Source organism: Kineococcus gurbantunggutensis, from assembly GCF_050871925.1.
Classification (GTDB): domain Bacteria; phylum Actinomycetota; class Actinomycetes; order Actinomycetales; family Kineococcaceae; genus Kineococcus.
This window is the reverse complement of sequence record NZ_JBJLSG010000078.1, coordinates 1-23,567: the sequence shown is the minus strand read 5'-3', so window position 1 is coordinate 23,567 and position 23,567 is coordinate 1. Positions and strand designations below refer to the sequence as shown.

Genomic DNA, 23,567 nt, shown 5'->3' with positions numbered 1-23,567 from the left:
TGGAGGACGTGCTGCGCCGGACGCTGGTCGAGGCCAGCCGGCTGGTGTGAGCGGCGGACCCGGGGGGGGGGGGCGGCGGGGGCGCGCCCCCCCCCCCCCCCCCCGCGGGCCGGGGCCGGCGCCCCCGGGGTGCCGCCGAACGCCGGGCACAGCGCCTTGTGGTCGCACCACGAGCACAGCCGCCCCGGCCTGGCCGGCCACTCGCCGCTGGCGCGGTTGCGCTCGATCGCCGCCCACAGCGCCCGCACCTTGCGCTCGGTGGCGCGCAGCTCGTCCTCGTCGGGGGCGTGGCGCAGCACGTGCCCGGAGCCGAGGTACACCAGCTGCAGCTGGCGCGGCACCACCCCGCGCAGGCGCCACAGCACCAGCGCGTAGAAGCGCAGCTGGAACAGCGCGGCCGCCTCGGCGGACGCCGACGGCGCCCGGCCGGTCTTGTAGTCCACCACCCGCAGGTCCCCCGAGGGCGCCACGTCCACCCGGTCCACCACCCCGCGCAGCACCGGCCCGTCCGCCAGCGGCAGCTCCACGAGCACCTCCCGCTCGGCCGGCTCCAGCCGGGCGGGGTCCTCCAGCTCGAAGTAGCGCCGCAGCAGCGCGCGCGCCGAGTCCAGCCAGCGCTCCTGCTCGCGCGCGCCGGCGTCGTCGTCGGCGAACAGCGCCCCCACCCGCGCCTCGCGCTCGCGCAGCCGCGCCCACTGCTCCTCGACCATGCCGCACGCCGCCTCGGCGGTGCGCCCGGCGGCGGGCAGGTCGAACAGGTGCTCCAGGACCGCGTGCACCAGCGTGCCGCGCACCGCGGCCGGCGACGGCGCCTCCTCCAGGCGGTCGACGGTGCGGAAGCGGTACAGCAGCGGGCAGCGCAGGAAGTCCGCCGCCCGCGAGGGCGACAGCCCCCGCGCGGCGCGCCCGCCCGTGCCCGCGCCGCCGGTGCCCGCGCCGTCCGGGCCCCCCGCGCCGGGAGCGGGCGGGGCGGGGGCGGCCGGGGCGGTGCCGGGGGCCTCGTGGGTGCTGGAGCTCACCGGGCCCACGCTAGGCGCCGCCTGCGACACCGGGTCCGCGCGCGCTGGCGCGGCCCCCCGGGGCGCCCGCGGAGGCCCCGCGCCCGGCCCCGCGCCCGGCCCCGGGACGGTGCCGCGCGGGCCCGCCGCGGTGGGCGCGCGCCGGGACGCCCCCGCGGCGACCTAGGATCGGCGGGTGCGCTGCCCCCGACCCCTCGACCTCCCCGCCGGGACCGGGGCCGGTCGCCCGTGAGCGGCGCCGGGATCCGGCTGGGACGCCCCTTCGGCGTGCCGCTGCTGCTCGCGCCGTCGTGGTTCCTCTTCGCCGCCGTCATCGTGTGGGTGTTCGCCCCCGTCGTCGCCCCGCGCGTGCCCGGCCCGGCGGCCTACCTGGTGGCCTTCTCGTACGCGGTGCTGCTGCTGCTGTCCGTGCTGCTGCACGAGGTGGCGCACGCGCTGGCCGCGCGCGGCTCCGGGATGCGGGTGACCGGCATCGTCCTCAACGTCTGGGGCGGCCACACCTCCTTCACCGAGGAGGGCGGCAACCCCGCCGGCCCCGGCCGCAACCTGCTCATCGCCGTGGTGGGCCCCGTCACCAACGGCGTCATCGCGCTGCTGGCGCACCAGGCCGGCGAGCTGGTGCGCGCCCAGCCCGGCCCGGTCGGCGTGGGCGGGCTGCTGCTGAGCGCGCTGACCCTGTCGAACCTGCTGCTGGCGGTGTTCAACCTGCTGCCGGGGCTGCCGCTGGACGGCGGGCACGCCCTGGAGGCGGTGGTGTGGAAGGTGCGCGGCGACCGCCTCGACGGCACCGTCGCCGCCGCCTGGGCCGGGCGGGTCCTGGCCGCGGCGACCCTGCTGGCGGCCGTGGCCGTGCCGCGCCTGCTCGGCTGGGGCACCTCCCTGACGCAGGTGGTCTGGGCCGGGCTGGTCAGCGCCCTGCTGTGGCAGGGCGCCTCGCAGGCCCTGCAGTACGCCGCCCAGCGCCGCCGCGTGCCCCGGCTGTCCGTGCGCGCCCTGCAGCGGCCCGCCATCGGCGTCAGCACCCGCGCCACCGTCGACGAGGTCGTGCGCGCCGCGCGCGCGGCCATCGACGCCGGCGCCACCCGCGGCAGCTCGCGCGAGCTGGAGGTGGTGCTGGTCACCGACGACGGCGTGCCCGTCGCCGTGGTCGACACCGGCGCCCTGCGGCAGGTGCCGCAGGAGCGGCGCACCGCCCTGGGCGCCGGCGCCACCGCCCGCGCCCTGCCCCCGCGCTGCTGGGTGAGCGCGGAGCTGACCGGCCAGGAGCTGCTCGACGCCGTCACCGCGCACCCCGGCGAGCACGTCGTGCTCGGCCCCGGCGGGCGCGTGCAGGGCCTGCTGCACACCGGCGACGTCGTCGCCGCCGTCACCGCGCGCTGAGGCGCGCACCCCACCACGGAAGGACCCAGCGTTGAACGACGCCCCCACCGGCGCACCCGCCGGCGAACCCGGCGGCGCCCCCACCGGTGCCCCCGACGGCGCCCCCACGGGCGCGGCCACCCGCCGCGGCCCGCTGCGCGAGGGGGAGCGGGTGCAGCTGACCGACCCGCGCGGGCGCATGCACACCATCACCCTCACCGCCGGCAAGGAGTTCCACACCCACCGCGGCAAGTTCACCCACGACGACCTCATCGGCCGCCCCGACGCCACCACCGTCACCAACACCGCCGGCGTGGAGTACCTCGTGCTGCGCCCGCTGCTGGCGGACTTCGTGCTGTCCATGCCGCGCGGCGCGGCCGTGGTCTACCCCAAGGACGCCGGCCAGGTCGTGCAGATGGCCGACGTCTTCCCCGGCGCCACCGTCGTCGAGGCCGGCGTGGGCTCCGGGGCCCTGACGATGTCGCTGCTGCGCGCCGTCGGCGACGGCGGGCGGGTGCACTCCTTCGAGCGGCGCGAAGACTTCGCCGACATCGCCCGCGGCAACGTGGAGACCTTCTTCGGCGGCCCGCACCCCGCGTGGCGGCTGACCGTCGGCGACCTCGTGGAGTCGCTGCCGGCCTCGGGGCTCTCCGCGGCCGCCGGCACCGGCGCCGACCGCGCCGTGCTGGACATGCTCGCCCCGTGGGAGTGCCTGGACGCCGTCGCCGACGCCCTGGCCCCCGGCGGCGTCCTGATCTGCTACGTCGCCACCGCCACCCAGCTCTCCCGGGTGGCCGAGGCCGCCCGCGCCTCCGGGCGCTGGACCGAGCCGGAGGCGTGGGAGTCCATGGTGCGCGGCTGGCACCTGGAGGGCCTGGCGGTGCGCCCGCAGCACCGCATGGTCGGGCACACCGGCTTCCTGGTCACCACCCGCCGCCTGGCCGACGGGGTGAAGCCGCCGCTGCGCAAGCGCCGCCCCGCCCCGGGCGCGCACAGCGAGGACACCGGCGGCGGCGCGGGCCAGGACGCCGGCGCGGGCGCGGACGCCCTCGCCGACGGCACCGAGTACGGCGACCGCCCCGTCTCCGACCGCAAGGCGCGCAAGGCCGCCCGCGAGGCCGCCGCCGGTGCCGCCGCCTCGCACGGCGCCACCCACGGCCCCGCCGGGGTGGACGGCCCCGCCGGACCGGACGAGCCCGCCGGCCCGGCCGGGCCGGGCGCCTGAGGTGCCGCGCTGGTCGCGGCCGCCCGTCCTGCGCCGGGTCGAGCCGTTCGTCGCGGCGGTCCTGGCGCGCTGCGCGCTGCTGCTGGGCGCGGTGCCGGCCGCGGCCCGGTGGCTGCCGCGGCTGCGGGGCGCTCCCCGCGCCGGCCGCCGCGGTACCGGCCCGGCGGTGGTGCCCTCGTGATGGCCCACAGCCACGCCTGCACCGGCCTGACCGCCGGGGCGGCCACCCTGCCGCTGGCGCCCGTGCACGGCCCGCTGGGCGCCGTGGCGTGGGTGGCGGTGTGGGGCGGGGCGGCGCTGCTGCCCGACTTCGACCAGGGCGGCATCTCCTGGAAGCGGGCCCTGCCGAGGCCCACCGGCTCCACGGTGGCGCAGATGTGGGGGCCGCTGACCACCGGCGCCGCCGCGCTCGTGGGCCGCCTGGCCGGCGGGCACCGCTGGGGCACCCACGACCCGCTGCTGGCGCCGCTGGTCTTCGGCGCCCTGGCGTGGGCCGCCGCGCTGAACCCGTGGACCTCGCTGGTGGCGCTGGCCTTCGTCGTCGGCGCCGCCCTGCGCGGGTGCCACTTCGTCATCCCCGGCACGGTGGAGACCACCGTGGTGGGCAACCTGGCCCTGTCCTTCGGCCTGGCCTGGTGGGTGCTGCAGCGCACCCCCGGCGGGGTGGAGTGGCTGCCGTGGGCGGTGGCCGGCGGCGTGCTCGTGCACGTGCTGGGGGACTGGCTCACCGTCGGCGGGGTGCCGCTGCCGCTGGCCACGCCCCTGGCGCTGCTCGGCGGCAGGCGCCGGCGCACCGCCCTAGGGCTGTTCCGCACCGGGGCGCGCGTCGAGCACTCCGTCGCCGCGGTCGCGGTGCTCGCCGCCGCGGTCCTGCTGGTCCGCCACCTGCTCGGCTGAGCCCCGATCGGCCCGCGGGCGCTGCTCGCGCTCGCGGGCCTCCTGCAGCGGCGAGCGCCCGAAGCGCACGAGGACCTGCTCGAAGCCCTTGTGCCGCTGCGCCTGCGCCAGGCGGGTGTAGGCGCGCTGGTCGGCCTCGGTCAGCTCCACCGCGTCCGTCAGCGGCGTCAGCAGCGCCCGCGGGTACAGCCGCCGGGTGCGCACCACGTCGGCCTCCACGCACAGCACCACGCAGCAGGAGGCGGTGAAGAGGAACGCGATGCCGCCCAGGACCACCGTGAACAGCTGGTTGGACACGGTGGAGCGGGCCGCGACCTCCCCGACGATCCCGGCGCCGAAGTACTGCAGCAGCGTCCACAGCACCCCCATCGCCACGCCCCCGGGCAGCACCGTGCGCACCGCGGGCCGGTGCGCGGCCGCCAGCCGGAAGGCCACGCAGAAGCCGACGGCGGCCAGCGCCGCCGTCCCGGCGCGCGAGGCCCAGGTGGCCAGGCCGGCCGGGGCGTAGGCGCCGATGACGGCGCTGAGCACCGCGGTGCCCACCACGAACAGCCCGGCCGTCACCAGCAGCAGCAGCGCCCGCCCGCGCGCCGCGAACGGGTTGGGCCGCTCGTTGCGCGGCACCGCCCACGCCACGTTCACCGCGTTCTGCAGCGCCAGCGCCACGCCCGTCGCGCCGTACAGGGCGCCGACCACGCCGACGACCAGGCCGGTGGTGCCCCCGCCCAGGCGCTCGGGGCTGCCCAGCTCGCCGCCGATGACGGGCACCTGGCGCACCGCGGAGTTCAGCACCGCCTGCTGCGCGCCCGGGTCGCCGGAGAGCACGTAGCCCAGCACCGTCGACAGCAGCAGCAGCAGCGGCACCAGCGACAGGAAGCCGTAGTAGGTGATGAGCGCGGCCAGGTAGGCGCCCTGGTCCTCGAAGAACTTGTACGCCACGGCCAGCGGGTAGCCGACGGCGCGGTGGCGGCGCTGGAAGCCGTCCAGGCGGGCCAGGGCGCCGGGACGGTGCTCGGGGGCGGGCACGGGGATCATCTTCGGGCCGGCCGGCGCGGCGCGCTCGCCGGGCCCGCGGACGCGCCGACACCGATCCGCCTCGCGTTGTCGGCGCCGCGGGTTAGGGTCGAGTGCATCCACCGCCCGACCGGGGGACCGGGAAGGCTACGAGGGGGAGGATGCGCCATGACGGAACCCCAGCGCCGCTTCGGCGGCGGAGGTGAGCGGGACGCCCGCCACGCCGCCCTGCTGGAGGAGCAGCTCGGAGCCGCGCGCTCGCGGCTGGCCCAGGTCAACGCCCAGAACGACCGCCTCGCGGCGACCCTGCGGGACGCGCGCGACCAGATCGTCTCGCTCAAGGCCGAGGTGGACCGCCTCGGCCAGCCGCCCGCCCAGTTCGCCACCTTCCTCGCCGCGACCGGCGAGGGCACCGCCGACGTGGTCAGCGCCGGCCGCCGCATGCGGGTGGCCGTCAGCCCCGCCGTGGACCTCGCCGGCCTGCGCCCCGGCCAGGACGTCATGGTCAACGAGGCCATGAACGTCGTGGCCGCGTGCGACTACGAGCGCACCGGCGAGCTGGCCACGGTCAAGGAGCTGCTGGGCGACGGGCGCGCCCTGGTGCTGGCGCGCGCCGACGAGGAGCGCGTGGTGCGCCTGGCCGGGCCCCTGGAGGACGGCCCGCTGCGCGTGGGTGACTCCCTGACCGTGGACACCCGCTCCGGCTTCGCCTTCGAGCGCATCCCCAAGGCGGAGGTCGAGGAGCTGGTCCTCGAGGAGGTCCCCGACATCGACTACGAGGACATCGGGGGCCTGGGCCCGCAGATCGAGGCGATCCGCGACGCGGTGGAGCTGCCGTTCCTGCACGCGGAGCTCTTCCGCGAGCACGGCCTGCGCCCGCCCAAGGGCATCCTGCTGTACGGCCCGCCCGGCTGCGGCAAGACCCTCATCGCCAAGGCGGTGGCCAACTCCCTGGCCAGGAAGGCCGCCGAGCTGCGCGGGGAGACCCAGGCCAAGAGCTACTTCCTCAACATCAAGGGCCCCGAGCTGCTCAACAAGTACGTCGGCGAGACCGAGCGGCACATCCGGCTGATCTTCGCCCGCGCCCGCGAGAAGGCCGGCCAGGGCACCCCCGTGGTCGTCTTCTTCGACGAGATGGAGTCCCTCTTCCGCACCCGCGGCTCCGGGGTGTCCTCCGACGTGGAGACCACCATCGTGCCGCAGCTGCTCTCCGAGCTGGACGGCGTGGAGCGCCTGGAGAACGTCATCGTCATCGGCGCCTCCAACCGCGAGGACATGATCGACCCCGCGATCCTGCGCCCGGGCCGCCTGGACGTGAAGATCAAGATCGAGCGGCCGGACGCCGAGAGCGCCGGGCAGATCTTCGCCAAGTACCTGACGCCCGACCTGCCGCTGCACGCGGACGACCTCACCGCCAACGGCGGCAGCGCCCGCGCCGCCGTCGACGCGATGATCCGCGCCACGGTGGAGCGCATGTACACCGAGGAGCCGGAGAACGAGTTCCTCGAGGTCACCTACGCCGGCGGCGACAAGGAGGTCCTGTACTACAAGGACTTCAACTCCGGCGCCATGATCCAGAACATCGTCGACCGCGCGAAGAAGATGGCCATCAAGGACCTGCTGACCTCCGGCCAGCGGGGCCTGCGGGTGGAGCACCTGATGAGCGCGTGCGTGGACGAGTTCAAGGAGAACGAGGACCTGCCCAACACCACCAACCCCGACGACTGGGCGCGCATCTCCGGCAAGAAGGGCGAGCGGATCGTCTTCATCCGCACCCTCACGCAGGGCAAGAAGGGCACCGAGGCGGGCCGCTCGATCGACACGGTCGCCAACACCGGCCAGTACCTCTGAGCGGGCGCCCCGCCGGCCGGCCCTGAGCCGCCGGCGCCGGCACCCGCGGGCCCGCACCCCCCTCGAGGGGTGCGGGCCCGCGGCGCGTCAGGGGGGCCCGCCGTCCTCCCACCACGCCGGCCAGGCCGCCAGCAGCGCGCGCGAGTCGGCGACGAACGGCCAGGAGGGGTCCGCCAGGCGCTCGCGCAGCCGCTGCGCCGGCTCCCACCAGCCGGCGGCGACCTCGCTGTCCTGCAGCACCAGGGGCGCGCCGTCCCACCACGCCTCGTACACGTGCGCCAGGTGGTGCGTGACGTCGTCGCGGTACCAGCGGCGCAGCACCGGCCGCAGCGCCAGCTCACCGGTGCCCAGCTCCTCGGCGAGCTCGCGCCGCGCGGCGGCGCCGGGGTCCTCGCCCGCGGCGACGACCCCGCCGGCCAGGCAGTCGTGCAGGCCCGGGTTGACGTCCTTGCCGGTGGTGCGCCGGTGCACGAAGACGCCGCCGCGCCCGTCGCGCAGCAGCACCCCGGTGGCCGCGTGCGGCAGGTTCAGCGCGCGCACCCGCGAGCGCGGCGCGCTGCCCGTCACCCGCCCGCCCGGGTCCGCCGGGTCGTACAGGGCCACGCTCTCCTCGCCCGCGACGTCCCCGCTCACGGGCGCCGACGCTACCGGTGCGCGCGGTGCCGCCGCAGGGGTGCGGCGTCCTCCGATCGGCTGACGCGGACGTGAGGGAGAACTCCCCACGACGGACGGACGACCCGCGGGGGAACGGCCTAGGGTGACGCGGGTGCGCGCCCCCCTGACCCCGCCCGGCCCCGTGCGTCCCGCGTCCCCCTCCCGCCGGCTGCTGCCCCTGGTGGGCGCCGCGGTGGCCGCGGTCCTGGCGCTGGCCGGGTGCAGCTCGGAGGAGGCGCCCGTCGTCACCACCGCCGAGGTGGGCCGCGGCGACGTGCAGGAGGTCGTCGAGGCCCCCGGCACCGTGCAGCCGCGCGCCTCCTCCACCGTGCAGGCGCCCGCGTCCGGCACGGTGGCCACCCTGCAGGTCGCCGACGGCCAGCGCGTCGAGGCCGGCCAGGTGCTCGCCACGATCGACTCCCCGCAGGCGCGCGACGCCCTGGCGCAGGCGGAGGAGGCCGACGAGCAGGCGGCGGCCCCGGGCCGCTCGTCCTCCTCGGGCCGCACCCCCGCCCAGCTCGCCGCGCAGCAGCGCCGCGCCCGCGCCGACGCCGCGGCCCGCTTCGAGGAGGCCGAGCGCCAGGCCGCGCAGCTGCCCGACCCGGTGGCCCGCGAGGCCGCGCTGGCCGCGGTGCGCTCCTCGCGCACCCAGTACGACCTGCTGGCCGCGCAGACGCAGGCGCTGGTGGAGCAGGTCAGCGCCGGCCTCGGCGGCGTCGACGACGCCGTCGCGGCCCTGGGCCAGGCGCAGCGGGTGCAGACGCGCGCGGCGGTCACCGCCGCGCGCGCCACCGTCGAGGCGCTGACCGTGCGCGCGCCCATCGCGGGCACGGTGTCGCTGGCCGCGGCCGGCGGCGCCTCGGGCGGGCTGCCCGCCGGCGCGGAGAGCCTGCTGCAGCAGGGCGGCCTGTCGCTGCCGCAGGGCGCGCTCGCCGGTGCCGGCGCGGGCGGCGGCTCCTCGGCGGCCGGCTCCCCGGTCCTCGCCGCCGGCGCCGTGGTCTCGGCGGGCTCGCCGCTGCTGAGCGTGGTGGACGCCTCCGTGCTGACCCTGACCGCGGACGTGGACGAGTCCGACGTGCTGCGCGTGCAGCCCGGGCAGACCGCGCGGGTGGGCGTGGACGCGGTGGAGGGCTCCGCGTACCGCGGCACCGTCACCAGCGTGGACCCCAGCGCCGCCAGCTCCGGCGCCGGGGCGGTCACCTACACGGTGCGGCTGAGCTACGACGGCGGCACCGCCGAGGGCGGCGAGCCGGCCCCGACGCCGCTGCCGGGCATGTCGGCGGTGGTCTCGCTGGTGGTGGCCGAGGCGCGCGACGTGGTGACCGTGCCGGCCGGGGCGGTGCTGCGCGCCGGCTCGGCCGGCGGCGAGGCGGACTCGGACTCGGTGTGGGTGGTGCGCGGGGGCGTCGCCGAGCGGCGCGCGGTGACCGTCGGGGTGCGCGGGGACGACGTGGTCGAGGTCACCGGCGGCCTGCGCGGCGGCGAGCGCATCGTCACCGGCGGCGCCGCGGACGTCGAGCAGGGCCAGCAGCTGTCGTGAGGCACCCCGGTCACCCCCCGCACGAGGACCTCCACGCGGAGCCCGGCGAGCGGCACCCCGGCGAGCGGCACCCCGCCGAGCACCGCGCCGAGCACCCCGACCAGCACCCCGGGCAGCGCCCCGACCAGCACCCCGCCGGGCGGCCGGGCAGCGCCGCGCCGACGGCGCCGGCGGGCGCCCCGGCCATCGAGGCCGTCGACGTCACGCGCAGCTACTCCTTCGGCGACAGCACCGTGCAGGCGCTGCGCGGGGTCAGCTTCACCGTCGACGACGGCGAGTACACCGCGATCGTCGGTCCCAGCGGCTCGGGCAAGTCGACCCTCATGCACCTGCTGGGCTGCCTGGACCGGCCCACCTCCGGCGTCCTGCGCGTGGGCGGGCGCGACCTGCGCGAGCTGTCCGACAGCGAGCTGGCGGAGCTGCGCAACCGCGAGATCGGCTTCGTCTTCCAGGCCTTCCAGCTGCTGCCGCGCTCGACCGCGGTGGACAACGTGGCGCTGCCGCTGCTGTACCGCGGCATCAAGGGCTCCGAGCGGCGCGAGCTGGCCGCGCAGGCCCTGCGCGCGGTCAACCTCGGGCACCGCCTGACGCACCGGCCCACCCAGATGTCCGGCGGCGAGCAGCAGCGCGTGGCCATCGCCCGCGCGCTGGTCGGCGAGCCGCGCATCCTGCTGGCCGACGAGCCCACCGGCAACCTCGACAGCCGCAACGGCGCCGAGGTGATGCGGATCCTGGAGGAGCTCAACGCCGACCGGGGGGTGGCGGTGGTCCTGGTCACCCACGACGACGAGGTCGCCGGCCGCGCCCGCCGCCAGGTGCGCGTGCGCGACGGGCTCGTGGCCTCCGACAGCGCCGCCCGCAGCGCCTCCGACGGGGCCGCCGGCGGCCCGCGCGCGGGCGGGGGAGCGGCGTGAAGGGCCTGGAGGCGTTCCGCGTCGCCCTCGACGCGCTGCGCGGCAACCGGCTGCGCAGCCTGCTGACCACGCTGGGCATCGTCATCGGCATCGCCGCGGTCATCGTCGTGGTCTCCATCGGCGCCGGCGCCCGCCAGCAGATCGAGTCCCAGGTCGAGGGCCTGGGCTCGAACCTGATCCTCGTGGTGCCCGGGCAGTTCGACACCCAGAACCTCTCCGCCAACGCCGCCTCGGTCTCCACCCTGCAGCGCGAGGACGGCGAGCTGCTCGCCGACGTCGTGGGCGACCCCGACGCCGTCACCGCGCGGCTGACCTCCGGCGCCCAGGTGCGCGCGGGCACCGTCGAGCAGTTCGTCACGGTGCAGGGCTCGGACCAGAACCTGCCGGAGGTGTTCACCCGCCCCGTCGCCGAGGGGCAGTTCTTCACCGGCACCGACGTCGAGGCGCGCCGGCGGGTGGCGGTGCTGGGCTCGCGCACCGCCGAGACCTTCTTCCCCGGGGTGGACCCGGTGGGCCGGCAGATCACCGTGGCCGGCACCCGCTTCCGGGTGGTGGGCGTCCTGGCCGAGCAGGGGGAGTCCTTCGGCGTCTCGCAGGACAACGAGGTGCACGTGCCCATCACCGTCGCCCAGCGCCTCTTCGGCCTGGAGCGGGTGGACGCCTTCGCCGTCAAGGCGGCCACCTCCGGCTCGGTGCCGCAGCTGTCGCAGGAGCTGTGGCGGGCGCTGAAGGCGGAGTACCCCGACCAGACCTTCAGCGCCGTCACCCAGACGCAGATCCTCGGCGTCATCGGCGACATCCTGGGTCTGCTGACGGCCGTGCTCGCCGCGATCGCGGGCATCTCCCTGCTCGTGGGCGGCGTGGGGGTGTCCAACATCATGCTCGTCTCGGTGCGCGAGCGGACCCGGGAGATCGGGCTGCGCAAGGCGCTGGGCGCGCGCCAGCGCGACGTGCTGGTGCAGTTCCTCGTCGAGGCGGTGCTGCTGACGTCCGTCGGCGGGGTCATCGGCATCGTGCTGGGGGTGTCCGGCTCGCTGCTGGTGGACCGCCTCTCGCCGCTGCCGGCCAGCGTGGAGTGGTGGAGCCCGGTGGTGGCCTTCGCCGTCTCCGCGGCGGTGGGCGTCTTCTTCGGCGTCTTCCCCGCCCGCCGGGCCGGGCGGCTGGACCCGGTGGTCGCCCTGCGCGCCGACTGACCCGGCGCCCCGTAGGGTCGGGGCGTGAGCGTGCGCAGGGTGACCGGCCTGGAGACGGAGTACGGCATCTCGGTGCCCGGGGACCCCGGCGCCAACCCGATGCTGCTGTCCGCGCAGGTCGTCAACGCCTACGCCGCCCCCGCCGCCGGGTCGATGTCCTCGGCGCTGCGGGCGCGGTGGGACTACGAGGACGAGGCGCCGCTGCGCGACGCGCGCGGCTTCGAGGTCAAGCGCGCCGCCGCGCACCCCTCGCAGCTGACCGACTCCCCGGAGCGCGGGGACGCGCAGGGCCGGCGCGGGCAGGGGCGCACCGCGCCCGGCACCGCCGACGTGGTCGGCGCCGAGCCCGAGGACCCCACGACGGCCAACGTCATCCTCACCAACGGCGCGCGCTTCTACGTCGACCACGCCCACCCGGAGTACTCCTCCCCGGAGGTGCTCACCCCGCGCGCGGCCGTGCTGTACGACCGCGCCGGCGAGCGCATCCTGCTGGACTCCCTGCGGCGGGTGGCCGCCACGGCGGGGCTGACGCCGGTGACGATCTACAAGAACAACACCGACGGCAAGGGCGCCTCCTACGGCACCCACGAGAACTACCTCATGTCCCGCGCCACGCCCTTCGGGGACGTGGTGCGCCACCTGACGCCCTTCTTCGTCTCCCGGCAGGTCTTCACCGGCGCCGGCCGGGTCGGCATCGGGCAGGACTCGGCCACCGCCGGGTACCAGATCAGCCAGCGCGCGGACTTCTTCGAGGTCGAGGTCGGCCTGGAGACCACGATGAAGCGGCCCATCATCAACACCCGCGACGAGCCGCACGCCAGCGTCGACAAGTACCGCCGCCTGCACGTCATCGTCGGCGACGCCACCATGTGCGAGGTCGCCACCCTGCTCAAGGTCGGCACCACCTCCCTGGTGCTGGCGGCGCTGGAGGCCGGCGCCCTGGAGGGCGGGCCGGCCGGGGACCTGCAGCTGAGCGAGCCGGTGCGCGCCCTGCACGAGGTCTCCCACGACCCGGGCCTGACGCAGCTGGTGCGCCTGCGCGACGGGCGGCGCATGACCGCGCTGCAGCTGCAGCGCGCCTACCTGGAGGCGGCCGCGGCGTTCGTGGAGGACCGCCTCGGCGACGACGCCGACGCCGACACCCGCGAGGTCCTCACCCGCTGGGACGCGGTGCTGACCAAGCTGGAGCACGACGTCTTCTCCGCCGCCCGGGAGCTGGACTGGGTCGCCAAGCTGCGCCTGCTGGAGGGGTACCGCTCGCGCGACGGGCTGGCCTGGGACCACGCCCGCCTGCAGGCGGTGGACCTGCAGTGGTCGGACCTGCGCCCGGAGAAGGGCCTGTACCTCAAGCTCGCCGAGCGCGGGCAGGTGGAGCGGCTGCTCGCCGAGGAGGACGTCCAGCGCGCGGTGACGCACCCGCCGGAGGACACCCGCGCGTACTTCCGCGGCGAGTGCCTGGCCCGCTACGGCCCGCGCGTGGCCGCGGCCAGCTGGGACTCCGTGATCTTCGACGTGCCCGGCCGCGGCGCGCTGCAGCGGGTGCCGACCCTGGAGCCGCTGCGCGGCACCCGCGAGCACGTCGGGGCCCTGCTGGACCGCTGCGCCACCGCCGAGGAGCTCGTCAGCGCCCTCACCGGCACCTGAGCACCCCCCGCGCGCCGGTGACGCCCCCATCACGACCGGCGCGCACCGGCGCGCGAACGGCCCGGCGGGGTTAGTGTCGTTCGCGAGCCGGCCGCCGGGCCGGCGCTGACCGAGACGTCAGGGGGAGCCAGCCCATGCCTGGACAGGAGCAGCAGCGCCCGAGCCGCCGCGAGGACGAGCCGGAGGAGACCCCCGTGGTGCCCGCGCAGGCCACGGCGCAGTCCAAGGAGAGCGACGCCGAGGTCGACGCCCTGCTCGACGAGATCGACGAGGTGCTGGAGTCCAACTCCGAGGAGTTCGTGCGCGGCTTCGTGCAGAAGGGCGGTCAGTAGCCGCCCGCCCGCGCGCCCGCCCGGCGCTCCCCGGCGCCGCCGGGGGGCGCCGGGTAGGGTCGCACGGGTGAGCCAGGACCCCAGCGGACGGCTCCCGGCGGCTTACCTCGTGCCGGGTTCCTCGTCCTTCACCGAGTTCGTCCGAGACCACGCCCCCGAGGTGCTGCCCGGGGCGCGGCGGCTGCCCGCCGGCGGCACCGGCGCCCTGAGCGGCGGCCCCGGCGCGGGGCAGCCGCCGCACGCCACGACGATCGTGGCGATCGTCTTCGCCGACGGCGTCGTCATGGCCGGCGACCGGCGCGCCACCGCGGGCAACGTCATCGCCCAGCGCGACATCGAGAAGGTCTTCCCCGCCGACGACCACTCCTGCGTGGGCATCGCCGGCACCGCGGGCCTGGCGATCGAAATGGTGCGCCTGTTCCAGGTGGAGCTGGAGCACTTCGAGAAGCTCGAGGGTGCGCTGATGTCCTTCGAGGGCAAGGCCAACCGCCTCTCGGCGATGATCCGCGGCAACCTGGGCCTGGCCATGCAGGGCCTGGCCGTGGTGCCGGTCTTCGCCGGCTACGACCTGGCCGAGGGGCGCGGGCGCATCGTCAGCTACGACGTCACCGGCGGGCGCTACGAGGAGGTCGACCACCACGCCGTCGGCTCCGGCTCCGTCTTCGCCCGCGGGGCGCTGAAGAAGCTCTTCCGCCCCGGCCTGAGCGACGCGGACGCGGTGCGGGTGGCGGTGGAGGCCCTGTGGGACGCCGCCGACGACGACTCCGCCACCGGCGGCCCGGACCTGCTGCGGGGCATCTGGCCCGTCGTGGCCGTGGTCACCGCCGACGGCTTCCGCCGCCTGGGCCAGGACGAGCTCGGCGAGGTCGTGCGCTCCGTGGTCGAGGGCCGCACCGGCAACCCCGGCGGCAACCCGCTGGCCGCGCAGAGCCCCGCGCAGGCCCCGACGCAGCAGGGAGGTGCCCCGGCATGAGCGTGCCCTTCTACGTCTCGCCCGAGCAGCTGATGAAGGACAAGGCCGACTTCGCGCGCAAGGGCATCGCCCGCGGGCGGGCGGTCGTCGTCGTCGCCTGCGCGGACGGCCTGGTCTTCGCCTCCGAGAACGCCTCTCGGGCGCTGCACAAGATCTCCGAGATCTACGACCGCGTCGCCTTCGCCGCGGTCGGCAAGTACAACGAGTTCGAGAACCTGCGCGTGGCCGGGGTGCGCTACGCGGACCTGCGCGGCTACTCCTACGACCGCAGCGACGTCACCGCCCGCGGCCTGGCCAACGCCTACGCGCAGACCCTGGGCACCATCTTCACCACCGAGTCCAAGCCGTACGAGGTCGAGCTCGTCGTCGCCGAGGTCGGGGCCACCCCCGAGCAGGACCAGGTGTACCGCCTGACCTACGACGGCTCGGTCGCCGACGAGCACGGCTACGTCGCCATGGGCGGCTCCGCCGAGCAGATCACCGCCAAGCTCGCCGAGCGCTGGCGGCCCGGCATGGACCTGGCCGACGCGCTGCGCCTGGCCGTGGAGGCCCTGGGCAGCGACGCGGCCGCGGCCGCGGCCGGCTCCGGGCCGCGCGCCATCGCCCCCGACCAGCTCGAGGTCGCCGTGCTGGACCGCGCCCGCACCCGGCGCACCTTCCGGCGCCTGGCCGCCCCGGCGCTGGCCGGCCTGCTGGGCGCCCCCGGCGCCGGGCAGCAGGGCGAGGGCGGGCGCGCCGGCGCGGTGCCCGGCCCGGACACCCCGCCCGAACCCCCCGCCTGAGGCGCCCGGGCGGACCCGGCGGCCCGGTGGCGCGTTTCACTGCGCTGCCGGGCCGTTTCGTGCCTATGGTGGGCAGATGGATCGCAGGATCTTCGGACTGGAAACCGAGTTCGGCGTCACCTGCGCCTTCGAGGGGCAGCGCAAGCTGTCCCCGGACGAGGTGGCCCGGTACTTGTTCCGCAAGGTCGTCTCGTGGGGGCGTTCCAGCAACGTCTTCCTCAAGAACGGCGCCCGCCTCTACCTCGACGTCGGCTCGCACCCGGAGTACGCCTCGCCCGAGTGCGACGACGTGCGCCAGCTCGTCGTGCACGACCGCGCCGGCGAGCGCACCCTCGAGGGCCTGCTGGTGGACGCCGAGCGGCGCCTGGAGGAGGAGGGCATCGCCGGCGAGGTCTTCCTCTTCAAGAACAACACCGACTCCGCCGGCAACTCCTACGGCTGCCACGAGAACTACCTCGTCTCGCGCCACGGGGAGTTCGGGCGCCTCTCGGACGTCCTGATCCCCTTCCTGGTCAGCCGCCAGCTCGTCGTCGGCGCCGGCAAGGTGGTCCAGACCCCCCGCGGCGCCGTCTACTCGCTGTCCCAGCGCGCCGACCACATCTGGGAGGGCGTCTCCAGCGCCACCACCCGCAGCCGGCCGATCATCAACACCCGCGACGAGCCGCACGCCGACGCCGAGCGCTACCGCCGCCTGCACGTCATCGTCGGCGACTCCAACATGTCCGAGACCACCACCATGCTCAAGCTCGGCGCCACGGACCTGGTGCTGCGCATGGTGGAGGAGGGCGTGGCGCTGCGGGACGTGGCGCTGGAGAACCCGATCCGGGCGATCCGCGAGATCAGCCACGACCCCACCGGGCGCAAGCCCGTGCGCCTGGCCAACGGCCGCGAGGCCAGCGCCCTGCAGATCCAGGAGGAGTACCTGGAGAAGGCCAAGGACTTCGTGGAGACCCGGGGCCTGCAGACCCCCACGGTCAAGCGGGTGCTGGACCTGTGGGAGCGCGCCCTGCGCGCCGTGGCCACCGGCGACCTGAGCCTGGTGGACCGCGAGGTCGACTGGGTGATCAAGCGCAAGCTGCTGGACCGCTACATGGCCAAGCACGGGCTGAGCCTGACCTCCCCGCGCATCGCCCGCCTGGACCTGGCCTACCACGACATCCACCGCGGCCGCGGCCTGCACTACCTGCTGGCCGCGCGCGGCATGGCCGAGCGCGTGTGCTCCGACATCGAGGTCTTCGAGGCCCTGTCGGTGCCGCCGCAGACCACCCGCGCCAAGCTGCGCGGCGACTTCGTGCGCGCCGCCCAGGAGAAGCGCCGCGACTTCACCGTCGACTGGGTGCACCTCAAGCTCAACGACCAGGCCCAGCGCACGGTGCTGTGCAAGGACCCCTTCAAGTCGGTGGACGACCGCGTGGAACGCCTCATCGACAGCATGTGACCACCCTCCCGGCACCGCACAGGGTCCACGGTTAGGGTGCTGGGGACCGACCGACGACCGTGAGGATCCCCGTGCTCCGCCGAACCGCCGTCCTGCCCGCCGCCGCCGTGGCGCTCGCCCTCCTGCTGGGCTCGTGCGCCTCCGAGCCGGAGGCACCCAGCCCGGCGGAGCAGACCTCGGCCGCGACGCAGGCCGCCGCCGAGGTCGAGCCCGCGAAGGTCGACGACGCCCTGCCCGTCACCGTCACCGGCCCGGCCGACCCGACCGTGGCGCCGACCGTGGAGTTCGCCTCGCCGCTGACCGTGGAGGAGACCACCCGCAAGGTCGTCACCGCCGGCACCGGTCAGGAGATCGGCGCCGAGGACACGGTCCGCTTCGCCTACGCCCTCTACGCCGGCCCCACCGGCGAGGAGCTGGACTCCAGCTACGGCAAGACGGACCTGCGCATCGACGTGGCCCAGGTCACCAAGGGCATCGCCCGCGGGATGCTCGGCGCGCACGTCGGCGACCGCCTGGCCATCGCCATCGCCCCCGAGGACGGCTTCGGCGAGGCGGTGACCCAGTTCGGCAAGCAGGGCGTCGACGCGCAGAGCACCGTCGTGCTCGTCGCCGACATCACCGGCACCGTGCCCACGATCGCCACCGGCGAGGCCGTCACCCCGCCCGCGAACCTGCCCACCGTCGTCCTCGACGACGCCGGCGTGCCCCAGGACGTGGAGGTCACCGACACCGCGCCGCCGGCCGACACGGTCGCCCAAACCCTCATCAGGGGCACCGGCCCGGTGGTCACCAGCGGCATGCAGGTGAAGATGCAGTACGTCGGGGCCACCCTCGCCGACGGCGAGGTCTTCGAGAGCTCCTGGGAGAGCGGCAAGGCGTTCGAGACCGTCATCGGCCAGGGCCAGGTCATCCCCGGCTGGGACAAGGGCATCCCCGGGCAGACCGTCGGCAGCCGGGTGCTGCTCGTCATCCCCGCCGCCGACGCGTACGGTGACGCCCCGACCGGTGGCCAGCCCGCCGGCGCCCTGGTCTTCGTCGTCGACATCCTCGACGCCTACTGAGCCCCGGCGCGCCGGGCGGTCCCACGCCCCGGCCGACCACCCACCCGACCGCGACAGGAGCAGCACCCGTGAGCGAGCGCACCAAGCCCGAGATCGACTTCCCCGGCGGCGAGCCGCCCGCCGAGCTGCAGATCACCGACGAGATCGTCGGCGACGGTCCCGAGGCCACGCCGGGCACCACGGTCAGCGCCCACTACGTCGGCGTCGCCTTCAGCACCGGCGAGGAGTTCGACGCCTCCTGGAACCGCGGCCAGCCCCTGGACTTCCCCCTGGGCGCCGGCATGGTCATCGCCGGCTGGGACCAGGGCATCGTCGGCATGCGCGTCGGCGGCCGCCGCAAGCTGGTCATCCCCCCGCACCTGGGCTACGGCGACCGCGGCGCCGGCGGCGCCATCAAGGGCGGCGAGACCCTGATCTTCGTGGTGGACCTCGTCGGCGTCAGCTGACCGCGCGCCCCGCGCACGCGCGACGACCCGGACCGCCCCGCGGCGGCCGGGGCGTCGCGCGTGGCGCACCCGCCGCGCACCCGCCGCGCCCCGAGGGTCGCCCGGGGGCTCAGGCGCCCAGCAGGGCGGCTGCGTGCCGGCCCGCGGCGGCGGCGGCCACGAAGGCGGCGCGGTCCTCGCCCGGGCCGCGCCCCATCGTCGACAGCGCCACCGGGCACGCCGCGAGCGCCTCGTCCAGCCCGGCGGTGCCCACCGCCACCCAGCGGTGCCGCCCGGCCGGCGCGCACAGCCCGCGCGCCGCGGCGCGCACCCCGTCCCAGAAGCCGCCCGGCTCGTCGGCCGCGTCGGGCACCACCACGTCCACCGGCGCCAGCGCCACCCGGCCCACCGCGGTGGCCGAGTGGTGCGACAGGCCCCGGTGCCGCTCGCGCGGGTCCGCCTGCGAGACCCGCAGCGCCGCCACCGCCCGCCCGCCCAGCACCGCCGCCGCGTTCAGCGCCTCCCCGGCGGCCACCCCGGAGAACCCCCACCGCGAGCCGGTGCCCAGGTTCCCCGGGCCCTGCGCCACCACCACCACGTCCGCGCCGGCCACCAGCCGCGCCGCCAGCAGCCCCGTGTGCACGGTCGCGGCCTCCAGGTCGCCGCCGAAGCTCTGCCCGGTGCTCACGCACGCCGCCAGCCACCCCGCCTCGCGCAGGCCCGCCACGGCGCGCGAGAACGCCGCCGGCAGCGCGCCGCCGTCGGTCATCACGTACGCCACCCGCGCGCCCGGCGCGCCCGCGCGCACCCCGGCCACCACCGCCGGCACCGCCGAGTGCAGGTCCGCCACCACCACGGGGGTGCCGGCCAGGTCGTCCGCGCCGGCCAGGACGTCGTGGTGGCCGGACTCCTGCTCGTCCACGCCCAGCACCATCGCCTGCAGCGGCGTGTAGCGGGCCTTGACCAGGTGCCCCGGCCCCGCCGGCGGGTCCGCCGGCAGCGCCTCGGGCAGCGCCACGACCATCGCGTACCCGCCGGTGCCCAGCCCCCGCGCCAGCGCCGCGGTGTTCAGCAGGACCCGGTCACCGGGGGCCGGCCGGCCCACCAGGGCCGGGTAGGCCAGCGCGCGCACCACCGCGCCGGGCCGGTCCGCCGCGGCCGGGTCCGCGACCGTCCCCGCCGGCGCGCCCCGCACGAGCACCTCGCACTCCATCGCGCCGGGCCACTCCCGGCGCACCCGCTCGACCGTCCCCGAACGCCAGCGCAGCACCCGCCGACCCTAGGGCCTGCCCCGCCCCGCCCGCCGCGCCCGGCGTCGCGCCGGTGCCGCGGGCGGCGCGGGCGGCGCGGGCCAGGTGCGCGGGCAGCGCCGCCACCAGCGCGGGCAGCGCCGCGGGCACCTCGTACAGCCAGCCCGCGCCGGCCCGGCGGGCCGCGGCGTGCAGGGCCAGCGGCAGCGCCAGCGCCACCAGCACCCACGCCGCCGGCAGCCACCCCGGCCGCTGGGCGCCCGCCCCCGCGCCCAGCGCCACCGCCGCGCTCGTGCCCACCCCGACCACCAGCTCGTGCGCCAGGTACACCGGCAGCGTCGAGCGCCCCAGCCGGCCCAGCGCCGCGCCGAGCGCACCGGCACCGGGCAGCGACGTCAGCAGCACCGCGAACGCCAGCCCGGCCGCCACCGCCGCGGCGCTGACCGCGCTGAGCGCCCCCGGCACCTCCAGCAGCCCGCGCCCGTGCGCGGTCAGCACCGCCGCGCCCGCCGCGCTCAGCGCCGCCGCCGGCAGCGGCCGCAGCGCTCCCAGCACCCGCAGCAGCCGGGCGCGCAGGCACCAGCCCAGCAGGAAGAAGACCCAGCAGCGGCCCATCTGGTGCCACACGTAGAACGGCGCCCGCACCAGCTCCTCGGCCGCCGCCACCGACAGCGCCGCCGCCGGCAGCAGCGCCAGCGGCGCGCGGCGCCCCAGCGCCCGCGCCGCCGCGGTGAACGCCGCGAGCGCGTACAGGTACCACAGCCCCGTCGTGGGGCGCACCGGCGCCAGCAGCAGCGGCACCCAGCTGCCGGACTCCCACGGCTGGAAGCGCGGGGCGACCGCGCTGAAGACCGCGAAGCGCACCAGCGACCACAGCACGAACACCCACAGCAGCGGCACCAGCCGCGAGCGCACCAGCGACCCCCACGAGCGCTGCGCCGCCGAGGCCGCCAGCAGCCCGGAGACCAGGAAGAACAGCGGCATCCGCAGCAGCACCAGCTCGCCGTTCACCGCCCGCCACCCCGCCGGCAGCAGGTGCGCGGCGTCCAGGTGCAGCACCGAGTGGTGCAGCACGACGAGCACGATGGCCAGGCCCCGGCACACGTCCAGGGCGGGCAGGCGGCGCACGGGCGGGGGCCTCCGGGGGTCTCGGCGACGGGGGCGCCGGGCGGGCGCCGGAGCACCGCCGGACCGCGCGCGGCGGGCGGCGGTGCCGTCGGGTAGCGTCCAGTCCACCATGGCGAGCTCGGCATCCAGCACCGGCGCGGCGGCCAGCGCCGCCGCCCGCGGCGCGCGGCGCACCGAACGGCTCCTCAACCTCGTCATCGCCCTGTCGGCCACCCGCCGCTGGCTGACGAAGGAGCAGATCCGCACCGCCGTGCCCCAGTACGCCGACTGCGCCACCACCGTCGCCTTCGAGCGGATGTTCGAGCGCGACAAGGAGGACCTGCGCGAGCTGGGCGTGCCGCTGGAGACCGGCGGGGAGGACCCCCTCTTCGGCGACGAGGCGGGGTACCGCATCGACCGCGACGCCTACGCCCTGCCCGAGATCCGCTTCACGCCCGGCGAGCTGGCCGTGCTGTCCCTGGCCAGCCGCGTGTGGCAGCAGGCCAGCCTGGCCGGCCCGGCCACCCGCGCCCTGGTCAAGCTGCGCAGCCTGGGCGTGGAGCCGGACGAGTCCTCCCTGGTCGGCCTGGAGCCGCGCGTGCGCACCAGCGAGCCGGCGTTCGACCCGCTGTACGCCGCCACCCGCGACCGCGCCCCCGTCTCCTTCTCCTACCGCCGCGCCGGCGGCGAGGCCGCCACCCGCCACGTGGAGCCGTGGGCCATCGTCAGCTGGCACGGCCGCTGGTACCTCGTGGGCCACGACCGCGACCGCGACGCCCCCCGCGTCTTCCGCCTCTCCCGGGTGGCCTCGGCCGTCAAGCGCATCGGCCGCCCCGGCTCCTACCAGGTGCCCGACGACCTCGACCCGCGCGAGGTCGTCGCCGGCACCGTCGGCGAGCGCGGCACCCGCCGCGCGCGCCTGCTCGTGCGCCCCGGCAGCGCCCTGGCCCTGCGGCGCCGGGCCGTCGCCACCGAGCCCGCGCCCGGTCCGGGGGCGGGCTCGGACGCGGTGGGGGCGATGGACGTCGTGGAGGTCGACGTGGCCGACGTCGAGGTCAGCGCCGACGAGATCGCCTCGCACGCCGACGCCGTCGTCGTGCTGGAGCCGGCGGAGCTGCGCGAGGCGGTCGTGCGGCGCCTGCGCGGGGCCGCGGGGCTGCCCCCGGCGCCACCGCCCGCGCCCGCCGAGCCCGCCGAGCCCGCCGTGCCGGCCCTGCCGGGCGAGGGGGGCGCGCGGTGACCGGCAGCGCCTCCACCGAGCGCCTCTCCCGGCTGCTGGCGATGGTCCCGTACCTGCTGCGCCACCAGGGCATCCCCCTGGAGGAGGCCGCCGAGCACTTCGGCATCGGCACCGACGACCTCGTGCACGACCTGGAGCTGCTCTTCGTCTGCGGCACCCCCGGGCACCTGCCGGACGACCTCATCGACGCCCGCTGGGACTCCGGCCGGGTGTACCTGTCCAACGCCGACCCCATCGCCCGCCCCTCGCGCCTGGCCGTCGACGAGGCCGTGGCGCTCCTGGTGGGCCTGCGCACCCTGGCCGAGGTGCCCGGCCTGCACGACCGCGAGGCCCTGGACGGGGCGATGGCCAAGCTGACGGAGGCCACCGGAGAGGCCGCCGCGGCCGCCGGCTCGGTGCGCGTGGACGTGCGCCCCGGCGACGCCGCGCTCGACGACGTGCTGGCCGCCTGCCGGCGCGCCCTGGCCGAGCACCGCCGCCTGCACCTGGCCTACCTGGTGCCCAGCCGCGACGAGCTCACCGAGCGCGACGTGGACCCCATGCGCCTGGTCACCGTCGACGGCCGCTGGTACCTGGAGGGCTGGTGCCACCGCGTCGAGGGCGTGCGCCTGTTCCGCCTGGACCGCATCGAGGCCGCGACCGTCCTGGACGCCGACGGCACGCCCCCGGCGGGCGCGGTCTCGCGCGACGTGCAGTCCGACCTGTTCCGGCCCAGCCCCGACGACCTCGTCGTCACCCTGGACCTGGCGCCCCAGGCGGCGTGGGTCGTGGACTACTACCCGGTGCAGTCCAGCGAGACCGCGCCGGAGGGCGCGTGGGAGCAGGCCTCGCTGCGCGTGCGGCTGCGGGCGGCGGACACCCGCTGGGTGCGCCGGCTGCTGCTGCGCCTGGGCGCCGGCGCCCGCGTGGTGGACCCCCCGGAGCTGGCCGTGGAGGTCCGCGACGCCGCGCTGGCCGCGCTGGCCGCCTACGGCGTCGGGGACGGGGCCGGCGGGGACGGCGGCGCCGCGGTCGCGGGGCCGCGCACGGGCGCGACCGCGGCACCGGCAGCGGGTCCGGCGGGCGGGCGCTGACCGCTTCCCCCGCAGCGGCTTCGCGGTTCGTGCCCAGTCGCTCACGGAGTGTGTCAACCTGTCGGGCGAAGGGCGTTCAAGGGATTCCGGGTCCGTGCCGAAGCAGTGGGTGTCGGACGGCGGGAAAGCCGCCCACACCACGACCGGAAGGTGCCCACCATGACCACGATCAAGGCTTCGTGCCCCTGCTGCGGCGACGTCGAGCTGACCCCCAAGCAGGTCCGCCTCGTGGTGTGCTCGGCCAAGGAGCGCTCCTTCTACGCCTTCGGCTGCCCCGGCTGCAAGGACGAGGTCCGCAAGCCCGCCAGCGAGGACGTCGTGGCCCTGCTGGTCTCCGGCGGCGTGGCCGTCGAGCGCTGGGTGATCCCCGCGGAGGCCATGGAGGAGAAGGCCGGCGCCACCATCGCCTGGGACGACGTCCTGGACTTCGCCCTCGTGCTGGACTCCTGCGACGACCTGGCCACGCTGGCCGGCCGCGGTCTGCGCTCGGTGCGCTGACGCCCCCGCACCCCCTCGCCACCCCGCGCCCCGCGACCCCGGCGCGCCGGGCGGGCGCACCGCCGCCGCGGTGCGCGC

At 77.0% G+C, this 23,567-nt stretch carries 23 protein-coding genes; 18 read left to right on the top strand and 5 right to left on the bottom strand.

Annotated features, from left to right (window positions below):
* Positions 1 to 1,019: RecB family exonuclease (locus ACRYR7_RS14975; protein WP_432572905.1), on the bottom strand; the 1,019-nt coding region annotated here is incomplete at its 3' end.
* A 228-nt stretch (positions 1,020 to 1,247) separates the two neighbouring features.
* On the opposite strand from ACRYR7_RS14975, the gene ACRYR7_RS14970 reads away from it, so the two are divergent.
* From ACRYR7_RS14970 to ACRYR7_RS14955, 4 genes are read left to right on the top strand one after another with little or no spacing between them, the layout of a single operon-like run.
* Positions 1,248 to 2,399: a site-2 protease family protein gene (locus ACRYR7_RS14970; RefSeq protein ID WP_432572904.1), complete on the top strand. Its 1,152-nt coding sequence runs from the start codon at positions 1,248 to 1,250 to the stop codon at positions 2,397 to 2,399.
* A gap of 31 nt (positions 2,400 to 2,430) precedes the next feature.
* On the top strand, positions 2,431 to 3,603 hold the full coding sequence (locus tag ACRYR7_RS14965) for a tRNA (adenine-N1)-methyltransferase (RefSeq protein WP_432572903.1): 1,173 nt from the start codon (positions 2,431 to 2,433) through the stop codon (positions 3,601 to 3,603).
* A gap of 1 nt (position 3,604) precedes the next feature.
* A complete protein-coding gene (locus ACRYR7_RS14960) occupies positions 3,605 to 3,784 on the top strand; it encodes a hypothetical protein (protein ID WP_432572902.1) in 180 nt (59 codons plus the stop codon).
* Entirely contained in the window at positions 3,784 to 4,500 is a 717-nt protein-coding gene (locus ACRYR7_RS14955; protein WP_432572901.1) for a metal-dependent hydrolase, read from the top strand. The genes ACRYR7_RS14960 and ACRYR7_RS14955 overlap by 1 nt, the downstream gene beginning before the upstream one ends.
* Here ACRYR7_RS14955 and ACRYR7_RS14950 read toward each other — a convergent pair.
* On the bottom strand, positions 4,402 to 5,526 hold the full coding sequence (locus ACRYR7_RS14950) for a YihY/virulence factor BrkB family protein (protein ID WP_432572900.1): 1,125 nt from the start codon (positions 5,524 to 5,526) through the stop codon (positions 4,402 to 4,404). The genes ACRYR7_RS14955 and ACRYR7_RS14950 overlap by 99 nt on opposite strands.
* A 156-nt stretch (positions 5,527 to 5,682) precedes the next feature.
* On the opposite strand from ACRYR7_RS14950, the gene arc reads away from it, so the two are divergent.
* Positions 5,683 to 7,365 (top strand): proteasome ATPase, encoded by a 1,683-nt coding sequence (gene arc / locus ACRYR7_RS14945; RefSeq protein WP_432572899.1) that lies wholly within the window; start codon positions 5,683 to 5,685, stop codon positions 7,363 to 7,365.
* A gap of 87 nt (positions 7,366 to 7,452) precedes the next feature.
* Here the strand turns inward: arc and ACRYR7_RS14940 are convergent, their stop codons facing one another.
* Entirely contained in the window at positions 7,453 to 7,998 is a 546-nt protein-coding gene (locus ACRYR7_RS14940) for an NUDIX domain-containing protein (protein ID WP_432572898.1), read from the bottom strand.
* A gap of 133 nt (positions 7,999 to 8,131) precedes the next feature.
* Between ACRYR7_RS14940 and ACRYR7_RS14935 the strand changes: the two genes are divergently transcribed.
* The 10 genes from ACRYR7_RS14935 (at position 8,132) to ACRYR7_RS14890 (ending at position 18,342) form a co-directional block, all read left to right on the top strand.
* Positions 8,132 to 9,559 (top strand): efflux RND transporter periplasmic adaptor subunit, encoded by a 1,428-nt coding sequence (locus tag ACRYR7_RS14935; protein WP_432572897.1) that lies wholly within the window; start codon positions 8,132 to 8,134, stop codon positions 9,557 to 9,559.
* 185 nt (positions 9,560 to 9,744) lie between these two features.
* Positions 9,745 to 10,473, top strand: coding sequence for an ABC transporter ATP-binding protein (locus tag ACRYR7_RS14930; RefSeq protein WP_432572906.1), 729 nt, complete (start codon positions 9,745 to 9,747; stop codon positions 10,471 to 10,473).
* Complete coding sequence (locus ACRYR7_RS14925; protein ID WP_432572896.1) at positions 10,470 to 11,666, top strand: ABC transporter permease; 1,197 nt, start codon at positions 10,470 to 10,472, stop codon at positions 11,664 to 11,666. Before ACRYR7_RS14930 ends, ACRYR7_RS14925 begins: the two co-directional genes overlap by 4 nt.
* A gap of 24 nt (positions 11,667 to 11,690) precedes the next feature.
* Complete coding sequence (gene dop, locus ACRYR7_RS14920; RefSeq protein ID WP_432572895.1) at positions 11,691 to 13,310, top strand: depupylase/deamidase Dop; 1,620 nt, start codon at positions 11,691 to 11,693, stop codon at positions 13,308 to 13,310.
* Between the two features lie 134 nt (positions 13,311 to 13,444).
* Complete coding sequence (locus ACRYR7_RS14915; RefSeq protein ID WP_432572894.1) at positions 13,445 to 13,642, top strand: ubiquitin-like protein Pup; 198 nt, start codon at positions 13,445 to 13,447, stop codon at positions 13,640 to 13,642.
* A gap of 67 nt (positions 13,643 to 13,709) precedes the next feature.
* Positions 13,710 to 14,615, top strand: coding sequence for a proteasome subunit beta (prcB, locus tag ACRYR7_RS14910; protein ID WP_432572893.1), 906 nt, complete (start codon positions 13,710 to 13,712; stop codon positions 14,613 to 14,615).
* Positions 14,612 to 15,397, top strand: a complete 786-nt coding sequence (gene prcA, locus ACRYR7_RS14905; protein WP_432572892.1) for a proteasome subunit alpha — start codon at positions 14,612 to 14,614, stop codon at positions 15,395 to 15,397. The genes prcB and prcA overlap by 4 nt, the downstream gene beginning before the upstream one ends.
* A 76-nt stretch (positions 15,398 to 15,473) precedes the next feature.
* Complete coding sequence (gene pafA / locus ACRYR7_RS14900) at positions 15,474 to 16,835, top strand: Pup--protein ligase (RefSeq protein WP_432572891.1); 1,362 nt, start codon at positions 15,474 to 15,476, stop codon at positions 16,833 to 16,835.
* A gap of 71 nt (positions 16,836 to 16,906) precedes the next feature.
* A complete protein-coding gene (locus ACRYR7_RS14895; protein ID WP_432572890.1) occupies positions 16,907 to 17,896 on the top strand; it encodes an FKBP-type peptidyl-prolyl cis-trans isomerase in 990 nt (329 codons plus the stop codon).
* Between the two features lie 68 nt (positions 17,897 to 17,964).
* On the top strand, positions 17,965 to 18,342 hold the full coding sequence (locus ACRYR7_RS14890; RefSeq protein WP_166611097.1) for an FKBP-type peptidyl-prolyl cis-trans isomerase: 378 nt from the start codon (positions 17,965 to 17,967) through the stop codon (positions 18,340 to 18,342).
* Between the two features lie 109 nt (positions 18,343 to 18,451).
* Here the strand turns inward: ACRYR7_RS14890 and ACRYR7_RS14885 are convergent, their stop codons facing one another.
* Together ACRYR7_RS14885 and ACRYR7_RS14880 are read right to left on the bottom strand one after the other, a co-directional pair.
* A complete protein-coding gene (locus ACRYR7_RS14885; protein WP_432572889.1) occupies positions 18,452 to 19,522 on the bottom strand; it encodes a DUF3866 family protein in 1,071 nt (356 codons plus the stop codon).
* The gene (locus tag ACRYR7_RS14880; RefSeq protein WP_432572888.1) at positions 19,404 to 20,699 is read right to left on the bottom strand and encodes an acyltransferase family protein; all 1,296 of its coding nucleotides are present in this window, start codon (positions 20,697 to 20,699) and stop codon (positions 19,404 to 19,406) included. Before ACRYR7_RS14880 ends, ACRYR7_RS14885 begins: the two co-directional genes overlap by 119 nt.
* 109 nt (positions 20,700 to 20,808) lie before the next feature.
* On the opposite strand from ACRYR7_RS14880, the gene ACRYR7_RS14875 reads away from it, so the two are divergent.
* From ACRYR7_RS14875 to ACRYR7_RS14865, 3 genes are all read left to right on the top strand, one after another.
* The gene (locus ACRYR7_RS14875; protein WP_432572887.1) at positions 20,809 to 21,918 is read left to right on the top strand and encodes a helix-turn-helix transcriptional regulator; all 1,110 of its coding nucleotides are present in this window, start codon (positions 20,809 to 20,811) and stop codon (positions 21,916 to 21,918) included.
* Positions 21,915 to 22,991, top strand: coding sequence for a helix-turn-helix transcriptional regulator (locus ACRYR7_RS14870; RefSeq protein ID WP_432572886.1), 1,077 nt, complete (start codon positions 21,915 to 21,917; stop codon positions 22,989 to 22,991). The genes ACRYR7_RS14875 and ACRYR7_RS14870 overlap by 4 nt, the downstream gene beginning before the upstream one ends.
* Positions 22,992 to 23,150: 159 nt before the next feature.
* The gene (locus ACRYR7_RS14865; RefSeq protein WP_432572885.1) at positions 23,151 to 23,489 is read left to right on the top strand and encodes a hypothetical protein; all 339 of its coding nucleotides are present in this window, start codon (positions 23,151 to 23,153) and stop codon (positions 23,487 to 23,489) included.
* The last annotated feature ends 78 nt before the right edge of the window (positions 23,490 to 23,567 follow it).

Bases quoted from the DNA above. Each gene is read 5' to 3' on its own strand.
- ACRYR7_RS14955 (WP_432572901.1), top strand. From the start codon at position 3,784: ATGGCCCACAGCCACGCCTGCACCGGCCTGACCGCCGGGGCGGCCACC.
- arc (WP_432572899.1), top strand. From the start codon at position 5,683: ATGACGGAACCCCAGCGCCGCTTCGGCGGCGGAGGTGAGCGGGACGCC.
- ACRYR7_RS14915 (WP_432572894.1), top strand. From the start codon at position 13,445: ATGCCTGGACAGGAGCAGCAGCGCCCGAGCCGCCGCGAGGACGAGCCG.
- prcA (WP_432572892.1), top strand. From the start codon at position 14,612: ATGAGCGTGCCCTTCTACGTCTCGCCCGAGCAGCTGATGAAGGACAAG.
- pafA (WP_432572891.1), top strand. From the start codon at position 15,474: ATGGATCGCAGGATCTTCGGACTGGAAACCGAGTTCGGCGTCACCTGC.
- ACRYR7_RS14875 (WP_432572887.1), top strand. From the start codon at position 20,809: ATGGCGAGCTCGGCATCCAGCACCGGCGCGGCGGCCAGCGCCGCCGCC.
- ACRYR7_RS14865 (WP_432572885.1), top strand. From the start codon at position 23,151: ATGACCACGATCAAGGCTTCGTGCCCCTGCTGCGGCGACGTCGAGCTG.